This window comes from Legionella nagasakiensis, assembly GCF_900639915.1.
Classification (GTDB): Bacteria; Pseudomonadota; Gammaproteobacteria; order Legionellales; family Legionellaceae; genus Legionella_A; species Legionella_A nagasakiensis.
In genome coordinates this window covers 98,268-116,762 of the sequence record NZ_CAAAID010000008.1, presented here as the reverse complement: position 1 = coordinate 116,762, position 18,495 = coordinate 98,268, and the positions used below count along the sequence as shown (strand labels likewise).

Sequence of the window (18,495 nt, the reverse complement as noted above, 5' to 3'; positions counted from 1 at the left end):
AAGACAGAGGCATTGCCAACCCTTAGAACAGTTATACCAACAGCACAGAGAGCCTTGTCAAGCTTACGTTTTTTTTCCGAAACACCTAATTTTCACCCCCATAGCGAAGAATATCTTGCGGCACAACGGGCAGCAATGTCCCGTGCAGAGATGCCAACGGAAATCACCCGCTTGCCAGAAGGCACACGTCTTATAGGACCTAACGTGCAAGTTCAGGAGCCTCATCTCATGGGTAGTGTTCCCGTATACACACGTGAATCGTTACCCAAATTAAGCGAAAGAGAAAAACAAACTCTTTTAGACATGAAAGAGAAATATTTTGGAAGACTCGTGGAATATGAAGTACCAAAGGAAATCGATTGTGTGACTGGCAAAACCGACCATGGTGAACCGGTCTTTTACGTTCATCATCGAGCTCTGGCTATGAAGCGTTCTCGTGAGCCTCTTGATGAGTTACTCGATGAATCCATTACTTTACTAGACACACCTAGACCTTAATAAAAAACCCATCTTCTTGTTCTATCATTAATAATTGGCAGATTGAACCCAACATCAACCTGCCAACCTTCCCCTTTTTGTTATCCGATTCTACTTTTGCTAAAAATCATACTTGTGAACATAAATTTATTTCTCATTTGTTCTTAAAATAATCTATCTTAATTAATATAAGTCAATTTGCAGATAAAATGGATCGATAAGGGAATACAATGAACATGAGAAAAACATTATGGATATTAGCATTGACCATGGGTTGCTGTTCTTTGCCTTCCTATGGAAGGCTTGCTGAAAATAACATCGCTTACTGCAAATGGCCAACGACTGATAATTCCTTGTCATTCATAAGACTCCCTCAAAACGATTCGCAAGCACTAAACAACTATGTTCTCCAGGAAATTGAAGTCATGCTTCAGCGAGAAGCGGTAACCATGAATCAAGCGATTATAGATAAAATATTAACCACTATAAAATGCGCCCATAAACATGACGTCGAACATAATCCTACTCTAACTGTTATTGATTATTCCAAACCCTCAAGTGAAAAACGTTTATGGATATTTGATTTAAAAGAAAAGAAATTACTCTTTCATACGTATGTCTCGCATGGCATTAAATCAGGTATTTTATCGTCAAATTATTTCTCTAACCGCTACAATAGTAAAGCCAGCAGTATTGGCGTTTATAAAACAGATAAAGCTTATTATGGTCGGCATGGCCTCTCAATGAAATTAGCTGGTTTAGAAAAAGGATTCAATGATAATGCGTTCAATCGCGCTGTTGTCATGCATGGCGGTTGGTATGTTGACGAAAAATTTGTTAAAAAATATGGCCGCCCGGGGCGCAGTTGGGGCTGTCCTGCTGTGCCCTTAGAACTCACCAAACAAATCATCGATACTATAAAAGATAACTCTTTATTTGTAGCCTATTATCCAAATGAAAACTGGTTTTTAAAATCAAAATATCTCAATTGCGATAATTACTCTCATCTTCCAAAAGTAGCTCAATTGGAAACCAACTCAATAGAACCATTGGAAAACAGGGATGACATTCTCTTTGCAGAAAAAAATAACAATAATAAACGTGAAGAAAACGAACCGATCGTCGTTATGGCCGCCGACAGTTATCAACGAATATTTAATACAAAAGTTCCCTTAAAACGTATGCTCCGTCGTCAAATTAATCATACAGAATACGTTGCATTAAATAATGAGGAATTTAAAAACATTGCGGATAATCCTGAACGTTTAAATTCAGTGGAAAAAGATGGTTTGAATGAAATATGCTTTGTAATACCCGTTGTTAAGAAAGTGCGCGGTTACTACGCAACAGAAATGCAAATTGTGCAACTTGGAAAAATAAAAGAAGTTGCCCCCAATACCGAAACATCACAACAACACCACTCGAATTATACGATTCACTTTCAAGAACATCCTTCGATTCGCCTGAAAACAACCAATCAATTTATCCGCTGGTTAGGATTATAAAATTCTCTAAAAAACCAGTGTGGTGCTTTTTCTGCTGCTGTATTTTGTCAGATAAAGACGCAGAACAATTTCAGCGACTCGTTGTCCCAATGCTTCTCCTTGTTTTAAAAACTTCGAGTTAATCGTCCGCTGAGGGGTTTCACCGCGAATCAACGAATTATTAACAATAGCAGATGCGCCAAAAGGCTGATGCTGGCTTGCTCCCCCCACAATAATAAAATTAAAAATCATCATGGCTCGAAGAAGATTCATCTGGGTTGCTTCTTCACCGGCAGAGATTTCACCAGCTGTGACAAAGGCTGCACCCACTTTGTCTTTATAAGAAGGATCATGAAGAGGCCAAGTATTAATAAATTGCTGAACTTGCGGCGCTACATTTGCATTATAAACAGGACTGCCAAGAATCACACCAGAGGCATTCTTGACATCACTAAAGGTTACTTTCTCAATGGGCAAAATTCTAACATCAACCCCGGAGACTGCTTTTACTCCCTGAGCAATCGCATTGGCCATCACATCCATCGAACTCGTAGGATAATAAGAAATCAGCACAACAGGCCTGGCCATGGCCGCTTGGCACAGAATAGATAAAAAAACGATGGAACATACCATTATTTTATTATTGTGTAGACAATTCATTCCAAGTCCATATGTTTTATATAAAAAATAATTCTAGCGATTATTGATGATTTTTACCATTCTGTTTTGATGTTTGGGAATAACCTAGTGCCCATTTTATTTTTGGTAGCCGTATCGATTTCTTTTTTGATTATGAGCTCTTTTTTCAAAATGCTGATAATCTTGAACGTCAAACCAATCCCCTCCCCAATCCCAACCATATTTAATAAATTCATTGTATATAATACTATTTTTTGTAATTTTCCCTCGATGCGTTTTATTCCTTGCCATAAATGGTTTACCAGCAATTGGCAATACTTGCTCTCCTTTAACATACGGATTAATTAAAGGGTTAATATCAATAGCACGTCCATAACTGTGTTGAGAAAAAACACCTGGCTGGCCAGTGACTTCCCGACAACTAAAAGCCGAAGTATTATTTGCCATCATGGCAGCAACATCATCACCATAATAAACGTCCATTAATTCCATTCGCTGGATAGGAAACTTATGAACATAAAGCATGCGAAAAATAGCAACAATTTCTTTTGCCAATTCTTTATGGACAATCAAAATACCTTGATGAGACTTGTCATCAAAGCCCCAATAAGTTAATTCAACTTCTCGCAAATCGTTCAATGATACAGGGCAATGTGAATTCCAGGTGGATTTCATCATCTGCATTTTAGTACTTGTTGTTATAGATTTGATACTGCTTTTAAAGTGAGACTCACGGATTTTTTCCGATGTTTTAGTAAAAACAAAATCAGAAAATAAAAAAAATAGAAGCAGTAACAAATAACGTATTTTCATTTGCAAGCCACTACTCAGTCAAAGTACTTTTTCACGACTTGTCTAAAGATAAAAACACTTCATAATGACCATTGACATTCGATAAATCAAATTTTTGCATGCTATTAACACCACTAACCACTGGTGTCCATTTTTGATTAGGCATGCTCCAGCGAGCTTGCAAATTGCCATTTTCATTTTTTAGTTCAACTCGAATCAAGCCAATGACATCATCAGGATTCATGGGTTTTGAATCTTGATCCACAAGAGAAACAATTAGAGAAACTTTTTCTCTATTTTTAATAGGCTCAGACCATAACGTAATTGGCTTAAGAGAATCTATTTTTGCAGATGGCCAACGCAACGGAAATTTAGGCACCCGAAGATATTTGGTTGGCTGATTAGCTTTTAAAACGCTTATATCAAAATATAAATTGTCTCCAAGCCACTCCCCTTCTTTGATCACTTTTATCTGCTTTAAATTAAGATTGGGCTGAATAGTCTGATGATTAGCAGCGAAAACAACGGATGAGAAAAAACCTATCAATACCCCCCAATGAATCCATCTCATAGCTATACTCCTTAAAGCCAGTACAATCATTTTTAATTCTTCTCTCATATCCTCTCTCTTCAGCAAACATTGTTACGTAAATCCTGGACTTCTCCTTACCATACTTCTTTTTAAAAGTGCCTATTTGACATGCAACAAACCATTTAAGATCATATTATTCAGTATGCTATATCTCGGGAAGAATAACCATAATACAAATCATTATCGCCACTATTTAAGTCTTTCAGGCAATTTCTGCAAGGATATTCAAATGAATCATAACAACGCCGATATTTTATTCACCCCCTTTAATTTACAAAGCTTAACACTGCAAAATCGTATAGTCATGGCTCCTCTTACCCGCAATCGTGCGATTCATGGTACCGATGCCCCACACGCATTAAATGCTGAATATTATGGTCAACGCGCTTCTGCCGGACTGATTATTTCTGAAGCCACTCAAATTTCACCAACCGCAAAAGGATATGCTTGGACACCAGGCATTTATTCCCCTGAGCAAATTGCCGGATGGAAATTAGTAACCAACGCTGTACATGCACAAGGCGGAGCAATTTATGCACAATTATGGCATGTTGGGCGTATTTCACACCCTACACTGCAGCCAGAGGGTACACTACCGGTCGCACCATCTGCGATTATGCCAACCGGCCAAAAAACGTTTATAGAAACCGGTATGTTTACAGACATTGGAAAACCACGTGCACTTGCATTAGCAGAAATTCCACACATCGTAGAAGACTATCGCAAAGCAGCGAACAATGCATTGCAAGCAGGATTTGATGGCGTCGAAATCCACGCAGCAAATGGTTACCTTATTCAACAATTTCTATCGGATGGTTCCAATCATCGTACTGATCGCTATGGTGGCTCCATCACCAATCGTTTACGCTTTGCCCTAGAAGTGGTCGAAGCAATCACAACAGAAATCGGTGGCCATCGCACAGGCATTCGCCTATCGCCAGTCACTCCTTCCAATGGTATTTCGGACTCATCCCCCACCGCAGTTTATTTCCCACTGGTGCGTGAACTGAATCAATTCAATCTTGCTTATATTCATGTGATTGAAGGAGCGACTCAAGGCCCGCGCGAACTTCATGAGTTTGATTTTCACTTATTACGCAAAGAATTTCATGGTCCATGGATGGTGAATAATAATTACACGCGCGACATGGCTGTTCATGCCATTTCCTCAGGCTATGCCGATCTAGTCGCCTTTGGCCGACCATTCATTGCCAATCCGGATTTGGTCAAACGGTTTAAAAAAAACGCACCCCTCAATGGGCTTGAACGAACAACGCTCTATGGAGGCGCTGCAAAAGGTTATACGGATTACCCAGTGTTGGAGGAAAAATAGAGCTCTTTTAATCGCACTCATGGATATAAGTAATACAAAATTGGATAAATCATGTTACCATACAAGTGGTCATTTATTTGATGGAATGTAATTAATAGCCTGCGGAGTATTCATGATTTTTGGTGCTTTAAACTTATCCATTTGGGGTTATATTATAGCCGGCCTTATATTGACTCAAATCACTACGGCATCAGTCACACTTTATTTGCATCGTTGTCAAACCCATCGAGCCTTGACTCTACATCCAATCATCAGCCATTTTTTCCGCTTTTGGCTTTGGCTGACCACAGGCATGATTACTGCAGAATGGGTTGCCATTCACCGAAAACATCATGCAACCACCGATGTTGAAGGCGACCCCCACAGCCCTATTGTACTCAGCCTGAAAAAAGTATTTTGGCAAGTCCCTGAATTATATCGTAAAGCACGTCATGATAAAGAAATGATTGGCAAATATTCACATGGTACACCCAACGATTGGATTGAACGTACTTTGTATTCACGTTATAGCTCCAAAGGCGTATTCCTCATGCTCTTAATTGATGTGCTGTTATTTGGAATTCCTGGCATTACCCTATGGGCAATACAAATGATGTGGATTCCCCTTTCAGCTGGAGTTATCAATGGGATAGGTCATTTTTGGGGGTATCGTAACTTCGAATGCTCTGATGCATCAACCAACGTCTTCCCCTGGGGATTTTTGATTGGTGGTGAAGAGTTACATAATAATCATCATACTTTTGCTTCCTCTGCGAAATTCTCAGTCAAATGGTGGGAGTTTGATTTAGGCTGGCTTTATATCCGCTGCCTGTCTTTCTTAGGGCTTGCTAAAGTTAAAAAATTACCCCCAAAATTAGCAAGAGATGAAGAGAAACTGCATATTGACTTGGATACCGTAAAAGCAGTCATTGCAAACCGCTTTCAAATTATGTCTGATTATTACAAACGTGTGGTATGTCCAATTTTGTATCATGAAAAACGCAACAACATTGAAAACAAAGTAGATAAACACTTATTTCACCATGCTGGACGCCTGCTGCGACGACAAGAAGCGCTGTTATCGCCGCGAGCTAACTCTCGTTTGCAAGCCTTGTTAAATCGTTTTGAACAATTACGACTTGTATATACATTTCGGCAGTCTCTACAGCATACATGGTTAAAAACCGCCTCCTCACAGACTGAGCTGATTGACGCTTTACAACAATGGTGCAAGCAGGCGGAAGAATCAGGGCTAGATGTATTGCACCAATTTGCCCAGCGATTGAAAGGGTACGTTCCTAAAACAATTATCGACTAAGAATTTGTTAACAAATATGCTGCTATTCATCGCTTCGCATGACTGTTTGACTTACTACCTATACATAGCTGACATCGTGCTGCTCTATTTCCTCGAGCATTAAAATCGCTTTTTTAATCTCTGGGATCATCCCAAAACGCTGGGCATTCATGAGGAGTTCCTTCCATGATTTCGCACCTGGCAACCCATGAGCTAACCCTAAGATGGGTTTGAGCAAAACACTCATTGGTACATCACATGCATAATCCGTTTGCAGATATTCAAAATAACATTGCAAAATAACCGAGCGCTTTAGTAAAGGGATTTGCGGATACAAACCATGGTGAATCAGGGCAATTGCATAAGGATTTTGGCAAGCCAATCTTCCCAACATAACACCATCCACTCGTTGAAGATGTGCATTAATTTCTTCTAATGTATTAATATTACCATTAATTACAATAGGCACTAAAGGCAGCGCTTCTTTGATGTTGTATACATACTCATAATGCAGAGGGGGTATCGTGCGATTTTGTTTCGGATTTAATCCCCGCAGCCATGCTTTGCGTGCATGAACCACCAATTTATCGCATCCAGCTTCAATCAAGCCATGTGCAAACGCTGAAAAAAAATCATAACTATCCTGATTATCAATACCAATACGAGTCTTGGCAGTCACTGGAATTGATACCGCTTGTTTCATCGCTGCAATACAATCGGCAACATGCTCAGGCTCCGACATCAAACAGGCACCAAAACGTCCCGCCTGAACCCGATCACTAGGGCATCCCAAATTTAAATTTATTTCATTAAAGCCTTGCTGTTCTGCTTTTTTTGCACATAAAACCAAAGCTTCTTTATCAGCGCCACCAAGCTGAAGAGCCAAAGGATTTTCCATGGGATGAAATCCTAAAGCTCGGGATGAATGATTAAAAACAGCCCCTGGTGTTTGCATATCCGTATATAAAAGCGCTTTGGGAGCAAGCATGCGCATAAAAACCCTAAAATGGGTATAAGTCCAATCAATCATTGGCGCAATGGCCAGAGAAGAGATTAGGGAAAACTGCGAACAAAATTCGGTGGACACGAAATAAATTTCCAACAAATAAACGATTATACATCATTCCTCTTTTGGCTAAAATATATACTTATTGCGTATAAATACAGGCGCAGCGAAGAATTCTTTTATGAATAATAAACAAAGAGAGTTACTGCAGTTAAACATGGTATAATGGCAGGAGCAGCACTGAGGTTTATTTGACCGCTCAAGACATGTATGTTTTAAAAATTGATTTTACATTAGGGGTTATATGACAATGACTTGCGAACATCATTTACCGAATAATGCAATCGATTTAGTTAAAAGTTATCTTTTACATTTACAAAACAGCATTTGTAGTGAGTTGGAAACACTGGATGGAGTCGCTCAATTTATGGAAGACTCCTGGACTCGTGCACAAGGCGGGGGAGGTATTTCACGTGTGCTTTCTGCAGGTGCAACATTCGAAAAAGCCGGAGTAAATTTTTCCCATGTCAATGGTGAACAACTTCCTCCTTCAGCCAGTGCCATTCGTCCAGAACTGGCTGGATGCCACTTTTCAGCGTTGGGCGTTTCTCTTGTTATTCATCCCGATAATCCTTACGTGCCCACTTCACACGCCAATGTTCGCTTTTTTATTGCTGAAAAAAAAGATAGTCCTCCCGTTTGGTGGTTTGGTGGTGGATTTGATTTAACGCCCTATTATGGCTTTCAAGAAGACTGTCAACATTGGCACACCATAGCACGCCAGGCATGCGAACCTTACGGCCAAGACATTTATCCTCGTTTTAAAGAATGGTGCGATCGCTATTTTTATCTTCGCCATCGCAACGAAGCACGTGGAATTGGCGGTCTTTTCTTTGATGATTACAATGAGCAGGGCTTCGAACAAAGCTTTGGTTTGATGAAAAGCATAGGTGAACATTTCATTAAAGCATACGCTCCTATCGTGGCAAAACGTAAATCACTACCTTTCGGTGCAAAAGAAAAAGCATTTCAGCTCTATCGCCGTGGACGTTACGTAGAATTTAACCTTATTTATGACCGAGGCACATTATTTGGTTTGCAATCAGGCGGACGCACAGAATCGATCTTAATGTCTCTGCCTCCGCAAGTACACTGGCATTATAACTGGCAACCGGAAGAAAATAGTGCCGAAGCAGCACTGTATACCGATTTCTTGCCTGCACGCAACTGGTTATCAATAGAATAATAGAATATTGGCAACTTGGAAAACCTAAGGGTAGTCTATGATGCTCAGGCGGATTTCGTAAATAAATACCAATAGATTGCGGCTGCACAAGCATTTAAAATGCCCAGGATGAGAAATACTTCTGCAATTGCAATACGAAAATATAAGAGTATCATCACCAATAAAGTACCTGCTACCATGAATAATGCATTTAAGATATTATTTGCCGCAATGGTTCGCGCCCTAAACCCTTCTTCGCTGACAACTTGCAGAAACGTGTACAACGGGACGATAAATACTCCCCCTGAAAACGCAATAAAAAACAAATCCACCGCCACCCGTATATGAGCTGCCTGGCTAAAAAACTCATAAAGTAATTGTAAAGAATCTCTTGTTTCGGCTGGTGGCGTTGCCCAATATATATCACAGGCAAAAATCGACAATATAACCATGGCATGAGGGACATATTTTAACGTTATCTCACCTTTTAACAATTGGCTGATGACCAGAGAACCAACCGCAATGCCGATAGAAAATAAAGCAAGAAATACTGCAAATACGGAGGTTTCAGCGTTTAAAACATAATTTGTATAATCAGGCAATTTAGTCAGAATCACTGTCCCTATCAACCAAAACCAGGATATGGCTAAAAGTGCAGGAATGACTCGCTTATTGCGTACTATATCTTTAAGCATTCGCCAGGTAGCGCGCAGTAACTTCCAATCAATCTGTAAATCTTTTGCTTTCGATGACGCTGGCGGAATAAAAAGACTTGCAATTAATCCGAAAATCGCCGCCATGCAAGTTAAAACAATAGCATAGATTGCTCCTCCTTTTGGACCACCAATACTTAACGTCCCTAAAGTGGTGCCAAGAAGTATGGCAAGAAACGTGCTTCCTTCAATCAACGCCGTTGCTCCTAGCAAGTCCCTTTTGGGCAAATGGGTAGGCAAAATGGCATATTTAATCGGTCCAAAAAAAGTTGAATGAATCCCCATACCAGTCAAAATAACCATCATTATCATGACATTACCCAAATAAAGACCGAAACCACCAATAACCATTAATAACATTTCAAACCATTTAAGAATACGTGTCATATGCGCTTTATCAAACTTATCCGCCATTTGACCAGCAGTAGCCGAAAACAGAAAAAAGGGTAAAATGAACAATCCTCCAGCAATCGCCTGATAACTCTCAGATTGCGCTTGTGAGGAACTTAAAAAATAGCTAATGAGGGTTAACATTGCCAATTTATAAGCATTGTCATTAAATGCGCCAAAAAATTGAGTACAAAAAAGAGGAAAGAAATTTTTCTTTCTTAAAAGCTGCAATAGTCCCATGCCTATTCCGTGCTATAGTATCTGTTGATTAATTTATAACAAAACCATTCATTTTTGACGGATGGTTTTTAAAATCCCTCTTAACCTCCCCCCCTTAAAAAAGAGAGTGATTATTTGATTTGAGCAATAACGCCTTTGACCATGAGAAAGAAGCTACAAGATATTCCGCTTCATTAACGCTTTCATAATTTTTTCCAGATTATGCTCGTAAGGCATGGTTTGATCGATGATGGCTTGAGTACGTTGCGTACAATAATCCTTTACTTCTTTATCCGGCAAAATATAAAACGTTTTTTTATCTATTTCATTCATAATATGCTGGGCTACTTCTTCTACTGGTCGGCTACGCTCCATCAGCCCCATCATTTTTTTATGTACAGAATCTGAATTGGAAGAAAAGGAGTTAACCAATAATTTGGTGCTTACAAATGAAGGACATACAACTGAGACATAAACGGATTGGTTCACTGCTTGCAAATCAAAATACAATGCCTCTGATAAAGCAATTACGGCCTGTTTAGACATGGCATAGGCAGACAAATTTGACCCACTACATAACCCATAAAGACTTGCCATATTAACAATATGAGAAGAACACCGTTGTTGAAGCATATACGGCAGGAAGGCTTGTACTCCATAAATCACGCCGAATAAATTAACATCCAGTACCTGATGAATCTCTGCTGCAGGCAACTCCCATACTGGTGCCAAACGGCCACTGATCCCAGCATTATTAATAAGCAAATCAATATGCTTAAAGTGGTTTATGCTGCATTCTGCCAATCGTCTAACATCATCTTGCTGGCTAACATCACAAACAACACTAATAATTTCCGTCGTAGCTTGGTGACCCAACGCTTTGACTTGAGCAAGCAAACTTTCTTCCGCGCGATCTGCCATGACCACATGCATTTGTTTCTGCAGACAAATTTTTGCCAGAGCCAAACCAATGCCGCTTGCAGCACCAGTGATTACCGCAACCTGTTTATTATCATTCATTCATAATTATAACGTCTTGAGCCTTTAAGCCCTTCGGGCCCTTATCAAGAACAAAGCTTACTATATCATTTTCACGCAGAGTTTTAAAACCAACGCCTTGAATATCTTTGTAGTGTACGAAAATATCATCTCCCTGCTGATTAATGATAAAACCAAATCCTTTTTTTTCATTAAACCATTTTACCTGTCCAGTTTCTCTCTGCGACATTTCGCTATTCCCCTTCTTTTGATCTTGAATCTGCTAAAAGTAAAACTACAAATAGTTCCTAGGTATAATTATCTAAGAAAACAAGATTATAAGCTATAAAGACTGATTACAAAGATGTCTTTCCTTATACTTTAATTGCCTCTTCGAAATTATAAATTCCATTTTAATTCGCTCAATTTAAAACAATGAACAAATTTGCGTTAAAATACCATTTTTATTACGACTTAAACAATGCCAGCATATCATTTTTTTTATTGATTATTAATGATTTTTCTTAATATGGGACAATATTCTTTGAATCCATAGAGACAATCCACAACGCTAAAGGACAAACCATGGACACATCGAAAGAAGCCTTTATAAAATTAGCATTGAAATGTAATGCATTAAAATTTGGTGAATTCACTTTGAAATCAGGCCGCTTGAGTCCTTATTTTTTCAATGCCGGCCTATTTTACCAAGGTCAAGCATTACGCAGTCTTGGGGTATTTTATGCGAATGTTTTGATCCAACATAAAGTTGATTTTCAACATCTTTTTGGTCCTGCCTACAAAGGGCTTCCGTTGGCTACAGCAACCGCCATTGCACTTGCAGAAATGAACGTTGCTGCCACAGTAACCTTTAATCGCAAAGAAGCCAAAGATCATGGAGAGGGTGGGCAATTGATTGGAGCGCCACTGAGCGGCAAAACGGTGATTGTTGATGACGTTATCACCGCCGGCACTGCATTTCGCGAAGCTCAGCAACTCATTAAGGAGCATGGCGGTCAATTAACGACGGTTATGATTGCCCTTGACCGCTGCGAACGAGGCATAAGCAATCAATCAGCAATACAGGAAATTCAGCAGCAAGGAATACAAGTATATTCCATCATCACCCTTTTTGACTTGATTGATTATTTGAAAAAACAAGAAGAAAATCAGCAGGTTGAAAAATTGCTTTCTTATCAAAGACAATATGGCTATTGACCGCATACTCCGTATAAACGGAGTATCGGCTTATAAGTTCTTCAAGCACTTCTTGTCAATTGGGGCCAGAAGCTCGCTTAAATTCTGGTGCGCCAGGCAATGCCAGAGGTGTTGCAGTGCGTTTACGAGTAGCAAATATACCGCTTACAGAATGAGCAGCAGATGCCGCCGCAGCCGTAGGAGCTCGTCTGCTAGCCGCTTCTAACGCATCAGATGGTTGCTCAGCATGACGTTTATGCGAAGGCCTTCTGTCTGGAGACTGTGCGACCTCAGAGTGGGCTGCTTCATGTACTGCGCCTGTTGCCGCGGACACAACATCAGCTTCCGAAATGTCAGGTCTGGCACCATTGGCCATAGCCAAGGCACTCATGCCTTGCCGGAATAAAGTCTGCGCTCGCTGGGCATGCTCCAATTGCATGGAAACGGCTCTTTCTCGACGGCGAGACTCACCGCGTTCCGACGTTAACTGTTGATTCAATTGTTGCAATTCCCTGGCTTCAGCTACTACCTGGCTCAATTCTTCCTCCAGGCTGGCTGCTTTTTCGTTAGCTTTATCCAAATTTTCATTAAGAAGTGCCTCCCTGTCTTTGGTTTGTTGCAGTCTTACCCGTGTTCTCTGTAATTGTACATGCAATGCTTCTCGTTGCTCTTTTTCGCTTGCCAAATCACCTTCCAAACTATCTAATTTAGCCAGACGTTCTTGCGCCTGTATTAATAAAGCCTGGGTTTCAGCGTATTGTGCTTGTAGCCTTTTAAGCGCTTCTACGGCCGTCGTTCTTTCTCCTTCGACGCGAGCGAGTTTTCTTTCTACAGAATATAACATTTCGCGCAGAAACTCAGGCTCTTTTTGCGCGACTATTGATGATGCAGCCGCAGTGCTGGCTACAGAAACTTCTGTGCGAGACGTTTTTTGACTATATTGTCTGATTGCCTCCCTTGAGGGAATGACTATACCAAGCTCCCTACATCGTATTGCTCGATGGGAATACTCTTGTGAATCCAAATAGGTTGCAATAACCGCTCGATTCGAAAATACCTCTAATCCATATTCAGCACCTATACGAACGAGTTCCTTCACATAGGGTGCATTAGCCGTCCCAAGAACATAATGAGTCAAGCGCTTTGCATCATCCTCCGTTAATAACGGCTTCATTAAAGATAATAATGTTGCAAGATTCCTAAAAAATTGTTCTTTTATTTCTTCAGGGCAAGCACCTTCTGTCAACACCAAACGATGCAAAATTGTTCGATTCATTTTAGGCGAACGATATTGAGCCATCGCCCGCAATTCAGCGGCATCTAGTGCCGCAAATAATTGCATAGCATCTGCGGACAATCCTTGCGGCTTACCATCCAATGTAACCAATAATTCTTCATGTCTCATTCATTTTCCCCGTTTAAAAATTCTTAACTTATCTTTCAATAGGCAGCAATATCGATGGTTTTCATCTTGTAATTAATACGTTTCCCATTCCGCAATACCGTTAACGTAATTTCCTGGCCTATGTTCAATTTCGTCTGCAAGTTATATAAAGTATCGTAATTTCCTACTGGATGCCCATCTAAAGCCACAATGACATCACCTAAATGAATACGCCCCCATCGATCGCGGTATGTACCACGTAATCCTGCACGAGCTGCAGGTGAGTTAGGCAATACATCAGAAATTAAGATACCTTTCTTAACGCCTAAGCGCGCAGCCATATTGGGCTCAACACGTTGCACCCCAATGCCTGCCAAAGCCACTCGCCCGTTTTTTATAATCTGACTGACAATACGTGAAATCTCATCAGCAGGAACAGCGAATCCCACGCCCGCAGAAGATCCAGATTGCGAATAAATGGCTGTATTTAATCCTATAAGTCGTCCTGAACTATCTAACAATGGTCCACCCGAATTGCCAGGATTAATAGAAGCGTCCGTTTGAATCATATCCCGAATGGTCACCCCACCTATACCTGGCACTTGCCTACCAAGGGCTGAAATTACTCCTGTGGTTAAGCTGTGATCCAAGCCAAAAGGGTTACCAATAGCAATAGTTTTTTGCCCCACCAATAACTCATCAGTATGGGCGATTGCAAACGGTGAAAATGACTGCAACAGTTCAATCGCTTTTGGTGAGGTTAAAGCAAGTACTGCGATGTCCTTGCGTGGTTCTGCCCCGATAACTTTTGCCGGGAACGTATATTTTCCAATGCTGACGGCTAAATTGTCAGCCCCATTAATGACATGGAAATTAGTCACCACGTGTCCTTGTTTATCCCAGATAATTCCTGACCCTGCTCCTGAAGGAATATGCAACAGCTCATAAGAACCATTCACCACCGTTTTTATGCGGTGAACATAAATAACCTTAGAGGAAGCCTTTTGAAAGATATCAATGGTATTTCTCTCATTAGGAAGCAATTCATCCATTTTGGCAGCGGAAGCAGACATGGAAACACAATAGGCAAATAGCAGGCATAGAAAACGTAATCCATTGAGTTTCATTATAATCCTCCATCATAAAGATTATGGCGTGAATTAGGTACAATCTTAGAGCTTGTTAGCAAATTCGCTAAAGATAGAATAATAGCCGTGATTTTCGAGCACGTGGCAGTGTGTATAGAAGTACATGAGCAGCGGAGCACAGGACAATGACGAATAGTGTTCATGTTTAGTAGAATTTTTTAACAAGCTCTTAAACAATAAAAACAGCTTGATTATGCTTTAATAATAAGCAACCTGTCAAATCGTTAATTTTTTTAGAAACTGACCAAAAGGGAGGAGTTAATACTGCACGCAACAATTTTAAAAAACAGAGAACAGTCTTGTAAATCTTCCGGCTAAGCCGGAAGATAACATGAACAGACAGTAGTCATGCATCAAGTCACCAATTCTGAAGCAGATTCTTCAGATGCATAATAATCATCCTCATAATCATCCTCATAATCATCCGAGTTAATATCACTTTCAGCATCTTCAACATCATGCCTAGATGCGGCCTCATCTTTCGCTTTTTGTGGGGTAATATTTGAAGATAGCCTGAAAAATTGCAACAAGAACTGCAATGGTTCAGTCAACAGTTTAAAAGATTGTGTTCCTGCATCAATGGACGTGGTCGCTACATGTTCTGCATTTTCATTATGACGAATATAGATTTTCTCCAGAACACTTGTGTGGCGACGATAAATACCATCCAGTTGACGATTACGGGATTTTTCCTGCTCCAATAAATATTCCTGTAGATCAGCGTGCGAATCCCATATAGAAGCACGACGTGCCTGCAATTGCTCTAATTCTTTATTATAAAATTCAATCTCATAATCAACTTCCTGCCTTAATCTATCACAGATGGCTTTACGATCTGCAAATGTTTCACCCTCAACAATAGCGGAGGACTGCTTCGCTGCCATCTCGGAATAGCGATGAATCAAAGCCAATTTTTTATTTAGAACTTCTTCAATTTTTTGATCAAGATATTGGATAGCATCCTTATTTGCTCCAAGAACCTGGTAATGAGAATCGAACCGTCTGCCGTTTTCCATCTGCATCCGCATTTTTTCCAATTCGTGGGTTTCTTGTGCCAGTGCCCTCTGTTGTGCTTTATCATTTAACATTTTATCCCGGCTCAACAAAAGCTGACGGACAAATATGGATAAAGCGGTCACCGCACCAAATACCACCGTACCAATGATAGCTATAGTGACTGGTTCCATAGCTCCACCCTCCTTAGTGCAAATGAATCAACTGGGTATGTATTTCCACGGCAAAATATCGACTAAATGCCTGAAATGAATCCACCTCAGGCCACTGCTCTGCTCGATCACACATACGGAGCATTTCGGCCTTATAGATGGGTCGATAATAATGTTTAATAAAAGGTTTAATTTCTGACAGTTCCTTAAAATTTTTCACGACAACCGTTGCATTTTCGGCCAAACGCGAAAGATTGACCTGCTCCAACACCGTTGCTAAATCGCTTTGTTCTTCTACAGCAGACTTCATCCATTTTAACAAGACCGATCTTGGTTTGATGCAAATCAGTTGTTGCCCTTCCTGAATGGATGGTTCCATCAGTACAATTTGTGAGTGTAATTCAAATTTGAAACAGCAGAGAAAGTCGAGAAAACTACCTTCAATTTCATTGCGCGCATCTTTTCCTAGCCATCGGCTAATTTCATGTTGAAACATAGAGGAAAAATGTCGTTCAATTTCATCCAGGGTCGCTTCTTCATTATCATGTTTACGGATGGTGTAGGCTGTCGTATCTGTTTGCAATACTTTGAGGGCTGGTAATTCAATGTCTGATAACTGTGAAGCCAAAAAAGATTGGAAAACGGATGTTGGTTTTAAGATAACAACTTCCCATTGACTTGGTTGCATAATGCTCTCCTTAATTTATTGTCTCGTCCTGAGTACAACTTGAAAAGCTAAATCAACTACTTTTTTCATTGGGGAAGGCTATCAGATTAACATTTTCTTACGGAAAATTGCAATATACCTAATCTTAAAAATCATTTTGATCAAATTGATTTACGACGTTTATAGCTATATGCTTGTGATTTGATTCCAGAACTCTTTCCTATTATTTGTAATGAGTATTTTTTAATTGCTGTAGCCATGATGAAACTGATTAAAAAAGCCCTCTTGATTTTACTGATGTTCCTTGTGATGGTCATTGTTGCATTGTGGGCCCTCGTTCACTTCATCAAGCCAGAATCAGTCAAAGAATTACTGAATAAGCAACTCACCTCACTCACAGGACAAGACAGTCATATCAATGGCGATGTTAATTGGCAATTATTTCCTCAACCAGGAATAAAAGCAACCAATATTCAGATTGGCGAAAGCAAGAAAAACCCTTATTATTCATTGTCTATAGATAACTTGCATTTTAATTTACAATTAACTTCATTGATGAAAGGTCAACTGATCTTTAATGAAATTAAAGTAGATGGTTTCATTGCCAATATTAATCCTGAAGCAATAAAAGTATCAAACCCAGACAAAAAAGAAAAAAAACCAATATCATCAGCCATAAAATCCTCCAGTCACCTCGCGACAAGATTCACTATTGATACGCTGCTTTTAACTCATGGCCAACTAGTGATTACAGAACATCAACATCAAATTGTACTGACCGATTTGCAAATTGGGATAGATAAACTGAATTTAAAAAATGATTATTTCTCAATTCAACTAAAAGGTCATGTTGTCGGCTCTTTGCTCGACAACAAATTCAGTACCACCATTAATTTTAAAGGAAGATCCCGTCTAACCAGTGAATTATTAGAACAGCCGCAACTCATACAAAACCTATCATTGGATGGGCAACTCTTCATGCAGGATTTGCAATTTAATCAGTTGAAAATTACCAAACTCAATGCCAATACCCTATCAAAATCGGGCGAACTCATCCTCAATCCCTTAAATCTCTCACTATATCATGGAGAATCAATAGGTCATTTAAGTTATCAAATAAATTCAAAAACATTTACAGTCAGCCAAACAGCTACAAGTCTAAATGCTGAGCAACTCGTCAATGATTTAATGGGCAATACACTTCTGAAAGGTAAGCTGGACTTCTCTCTTCATGCCAGTGGTAATTTAAGCAAACCCGATTGGCAGAACAACCTGCAAACCAAAGGAAACATAATCATTAAAGACGGAACTTTAAATTTCGTCGATATACAAAAACTAATGAACCATATCACGAACAAGATTAATCTCTTAATGACCCAGCCATCCTTTGATAAGACACTGACATCGCTCCTGGATAATATGAATCTCATCGCCCATCAACAAGGCAAAACAAAATTTCAATTATTAAGCGTGCAATATAAGCTAAAACATGCGCTTTTATTTGATGATGCCCTACTCTTACAAGCGGAACAATTGCAAGTTAAAGGCCATGGTCAAATTAATTTAAACAATCATTCAATTGACAACGACTTGTCAGTAAAATTAATTACTGCAGACAAGTCGATTAATAAAATTCAAGAATTATTCGATAACAGCCTACCATTTAAACTCAGTGGTAAACTGTCAATGCCCATGGTTTATCCAGATTTGCATAAAATTAGTCCAGTCCTATCAAAATACCTATTTAAAAAATCATTTGATAAACCAATAAAACAACTAAGAAAAGGGCTCGAAGATTGGCTGCGATAA

General features: G+C 39.6%; 18 protein-coding genes. 7 read left to right on the top strand and 11 right to left on the bottom strand.

The window, feature by feature from the left end; all coding sequences use genetic code 11:
* The coding region (locus E1O52_RS08395) for a hypothetical protein (protein ID WP_165474749.1) at positions 1 to 498 on the top strand (498 nt) is incomplete at its 5' end.
* Positions 499 to 713: 215 nt separating this feature from the next.
* Positions 714 to 1,982, top strand: coding sequence for a murein L,D-transpeptidase catalytic domain family protein (locus E1O52_RS08390; RefSeq protein WP_242602207.1), 1,269 nt, complete (start codon positions 714 to 716; stop codon positions 1,980 to 1,982).
* A 6-nt stretch (positions 1,983 to 1,988) separates the two neighbouring features.
* Here E1O52_RS08390 and E1O52_RS08385 read toward each other — a convergent pair whose 3' ends face one another.
* The 3 genes from E1O52_RS08385 to E1O52_RS08375 form a co-directional block, all read right to left on the bottom strand.
* On the bottom strand, positions 1,989 to 2,621 hold the full coding sequence (locus E1O52_RS08385) for a flavodoxin family protein (protein ID WP_133128260.1): 633 nt from the start codon (positions 2,619 to 2,621) through the stop codon (positions 1,989 to 1,991).
* Positions 2,622 to 2,717: 96 nt separating this feature from the next.
* Positions 2,718 to 3,413: a M15 family metallopeptidase gene (locus E1O52_RS08380; RefSeq protein WP_133128259.1), complete on the bottom strand. Its 696-nt coding sequence runs from the start codon at positions 3,411 to 3,413 to the stop codon at positions 2,718 to 2,720.
* A gap of 31 nt (positions 3,414 to 3,444) precedes the next feature.
* Positions 3,445 to 3,963 (bottom strand): hypothetical protein, encoded by a 519-nt coding sequence (locus E1O52_RS08375; protein WP_133128258.1) that lies wholly within the window; start codon positions 3,961 to 3,963, stop codon positions 3,445 to 3,447.
* A 250-nt stretch (positions 3,964 to 4,213) separates the two neighbouring features.
* Here E1O52_RS08375 and E1O52_RS08370 point away from each other — a divergent pair, with 250 nt between their 5' ends.
* Complete coding sequence (locus E1O52_RS08370; protein ID WP_133128257.1) at positions 4,214 to 5,317, top strand: alkene reductase; 1,104 nt, start codon at positions 4,214 to 4,216, stop codon at positions 5,315 to 5,317.
* Between the two features lie 112 nt (positions 5,318 to 5,429).
* Positions 5,430 to 6,614 carry a DesA family fatty acid desaturase gene (locus E1O52_RS08365; protein ID WP_133128256.1) on the top strand — a complete coding sequence of 395 codons (1,185 nt, stop codon included), beginning with the start codon at positions 5,430 to 5,432 and terminating at the stop codon, positions 6,612 to 6,614.
* 58 nt (positions 6,615 to 6,672) lie between these two features.
* Here E1O52_RS08365 and dusA read toward each other — a convergent pair whose 3' ends face one another.
* Positions 6,673 to 7,680 carry a tRNA dihydrouridine(20/20a) synthase DusA gene (gene dusA / locus E1O52_RS08360; protein WP_278043947.1) on the bottom strand — a complete coding sequence of 336 codons (1,008 nt, stop codon included), beginning with the start codon at positions 7,678 to 7,680 and terminating at the stop codon, positions 6,673 to 6,675.
* Positions 7,681 to 7,909: 229 nt separating this feature from the next.
* On the opposite strand from dusA, the gene hemF reads away from it, so the two are divergent.
* Positions 7,910 to 8,845, top strand: a complete 936-nt coding sequence (gene hemF, locus E1O52_RS08355) for an oxygen-dependent coproporphyrinogen oxidase (RefSeq protein WP_133128269.1) — start codon at positions 7,910 to 7,912, stop codon at positions 8,843 to 8,845.
* A gap of 44 nt (positions 8,846 to 8,889) precedes the next feature.
* Here hemF and E1O52_RS08350 read toward each other — a convergent pair whose 3' ends face one another.
* From E1O52_RS08350 to E1O52_RS08340, 3 genes are all read right to left on the bottom strand, one after another.
* Complete coding sequence (locus E1O52_RS08350; protein WP_133128255.1) at positions 8,890 to 10,173, bottom strand: MFS transporter; 1,284 nt, start codon at positions 10,171 to 10,173, stop codon at positions 8,890 to 8,892.
* Between the two features lie 147 nt (positions 10,174 to 10,320).
* Entirely contained in the window at positions 10,321 to 11,166 is an 846-nt protein-coding gene (locus tag E1O52_RS08345) for an SDR family NAD(P)-dependent oxidoreductase (RefSeq protein ID WP_133128254.1), read from the bottom strand.
* Positions 11,159 to 11,374, bottom strand: a complete 216-nt coding sequence (locus tag E1O52_RS08340) for a cold-shock protein (protein ID WP_133128253.1) — start codon at positions 11,372 to 11,374, stop codon at positions 11,159 to 11,161. The genes E1O52_RS08345 and E1O52_RS08340 overlap by 8 nt, the downstream gene beginning before the upstream one ends.
* 335 nt (positions 11,375 to 11,709) lie before the next feature.
* On the opposite strand from E1O52_RS08340, the gene pyrE reads away from it, so the two are divergent.
* Positions 11,710 to 12,342: an orotate phosphoribosyltransferase gene (gene pyrE / locus E1O52_RS08335; protein WP_133128252.1), complete on the top strand. Its 633-nt coding sequence runs from the start codon at positions 11,710 to 11,712 to the stop codon at positions 12,340 to 12,342.
* Positions 12,343 to 12,397: 55 nt separating this feature from the next.
* Here pyrE and E1O52_RS08330 read toward each other — a convergent pair whose 3' ends face one another.
* The 4 genes from E1O52_RS08330 to E1O52_RS08315 all read right to left on the bottom strand — a co-directional run bounded on the left by E1O52_RS08330 (position 12,398) and on the right by E1O52_RS08315 (position 16,707).
* A complete protein-coding gene (locus tag E1O52_RS08330; RefSeq protein WP_133128251.1) occupies positions 12,398 to 13,726 on the bottom strand; it encodes a hypothetical protein in 1,329 nt (442 codons plus the stop codon).
* A gap of 35 nt (positions 13,727 to 13,761) precedes the next feature.
* Complete coding sequence (locus E1O52_RS08325) at positions 13,762 to 14,832, bottom strand: S1C family serine protease (protein WP_133128250.1); 1,071 nt, start codon at positions 14,830 to 14,832, stop codon at positions 13,762 to 13,764.
* 374 nt (positions 14,833 to 15,206) lie between these two features.
* On the bottom strand, positions 15,207 to 16,040 hold the full coding sequence (locus E1O52_RS08320; RefSeq protein ID WP_133128249.1) for a hypothetical protein: 834 nt from the start codon (positions 16,038 to 16,040) through the stop codon (positions 15,207 to 15,209).
* 13 nt (positions 16,041 to 16,053) lie between these two features.
* A complete protein-coding gene (locus E1O52_RS08315; RefSeq protein WP_133128248.1) occupies positions 16,054 to 16,707 on the bottom strand; it encodes a hypothetical protein in 654 nt (217 codons plus the stop codon).
* A 237-nt stretch (positions 16,708 to 16,944) separates the two neighbouring features.
* On the opposite strand from E1O52_RS08315, the gene E1O52_RS08310 reads away from it, so the two are divergent.
* Positions 16,945 to 18,495, top strand: coding sequence for an AsmA family protein (locus E1O52_RS08310; RefSeq protein WP_133128247.1), 1,551 nt, complete (start codon positions 16,945 to 16,947; stop codon positions 18,493 to 18,495).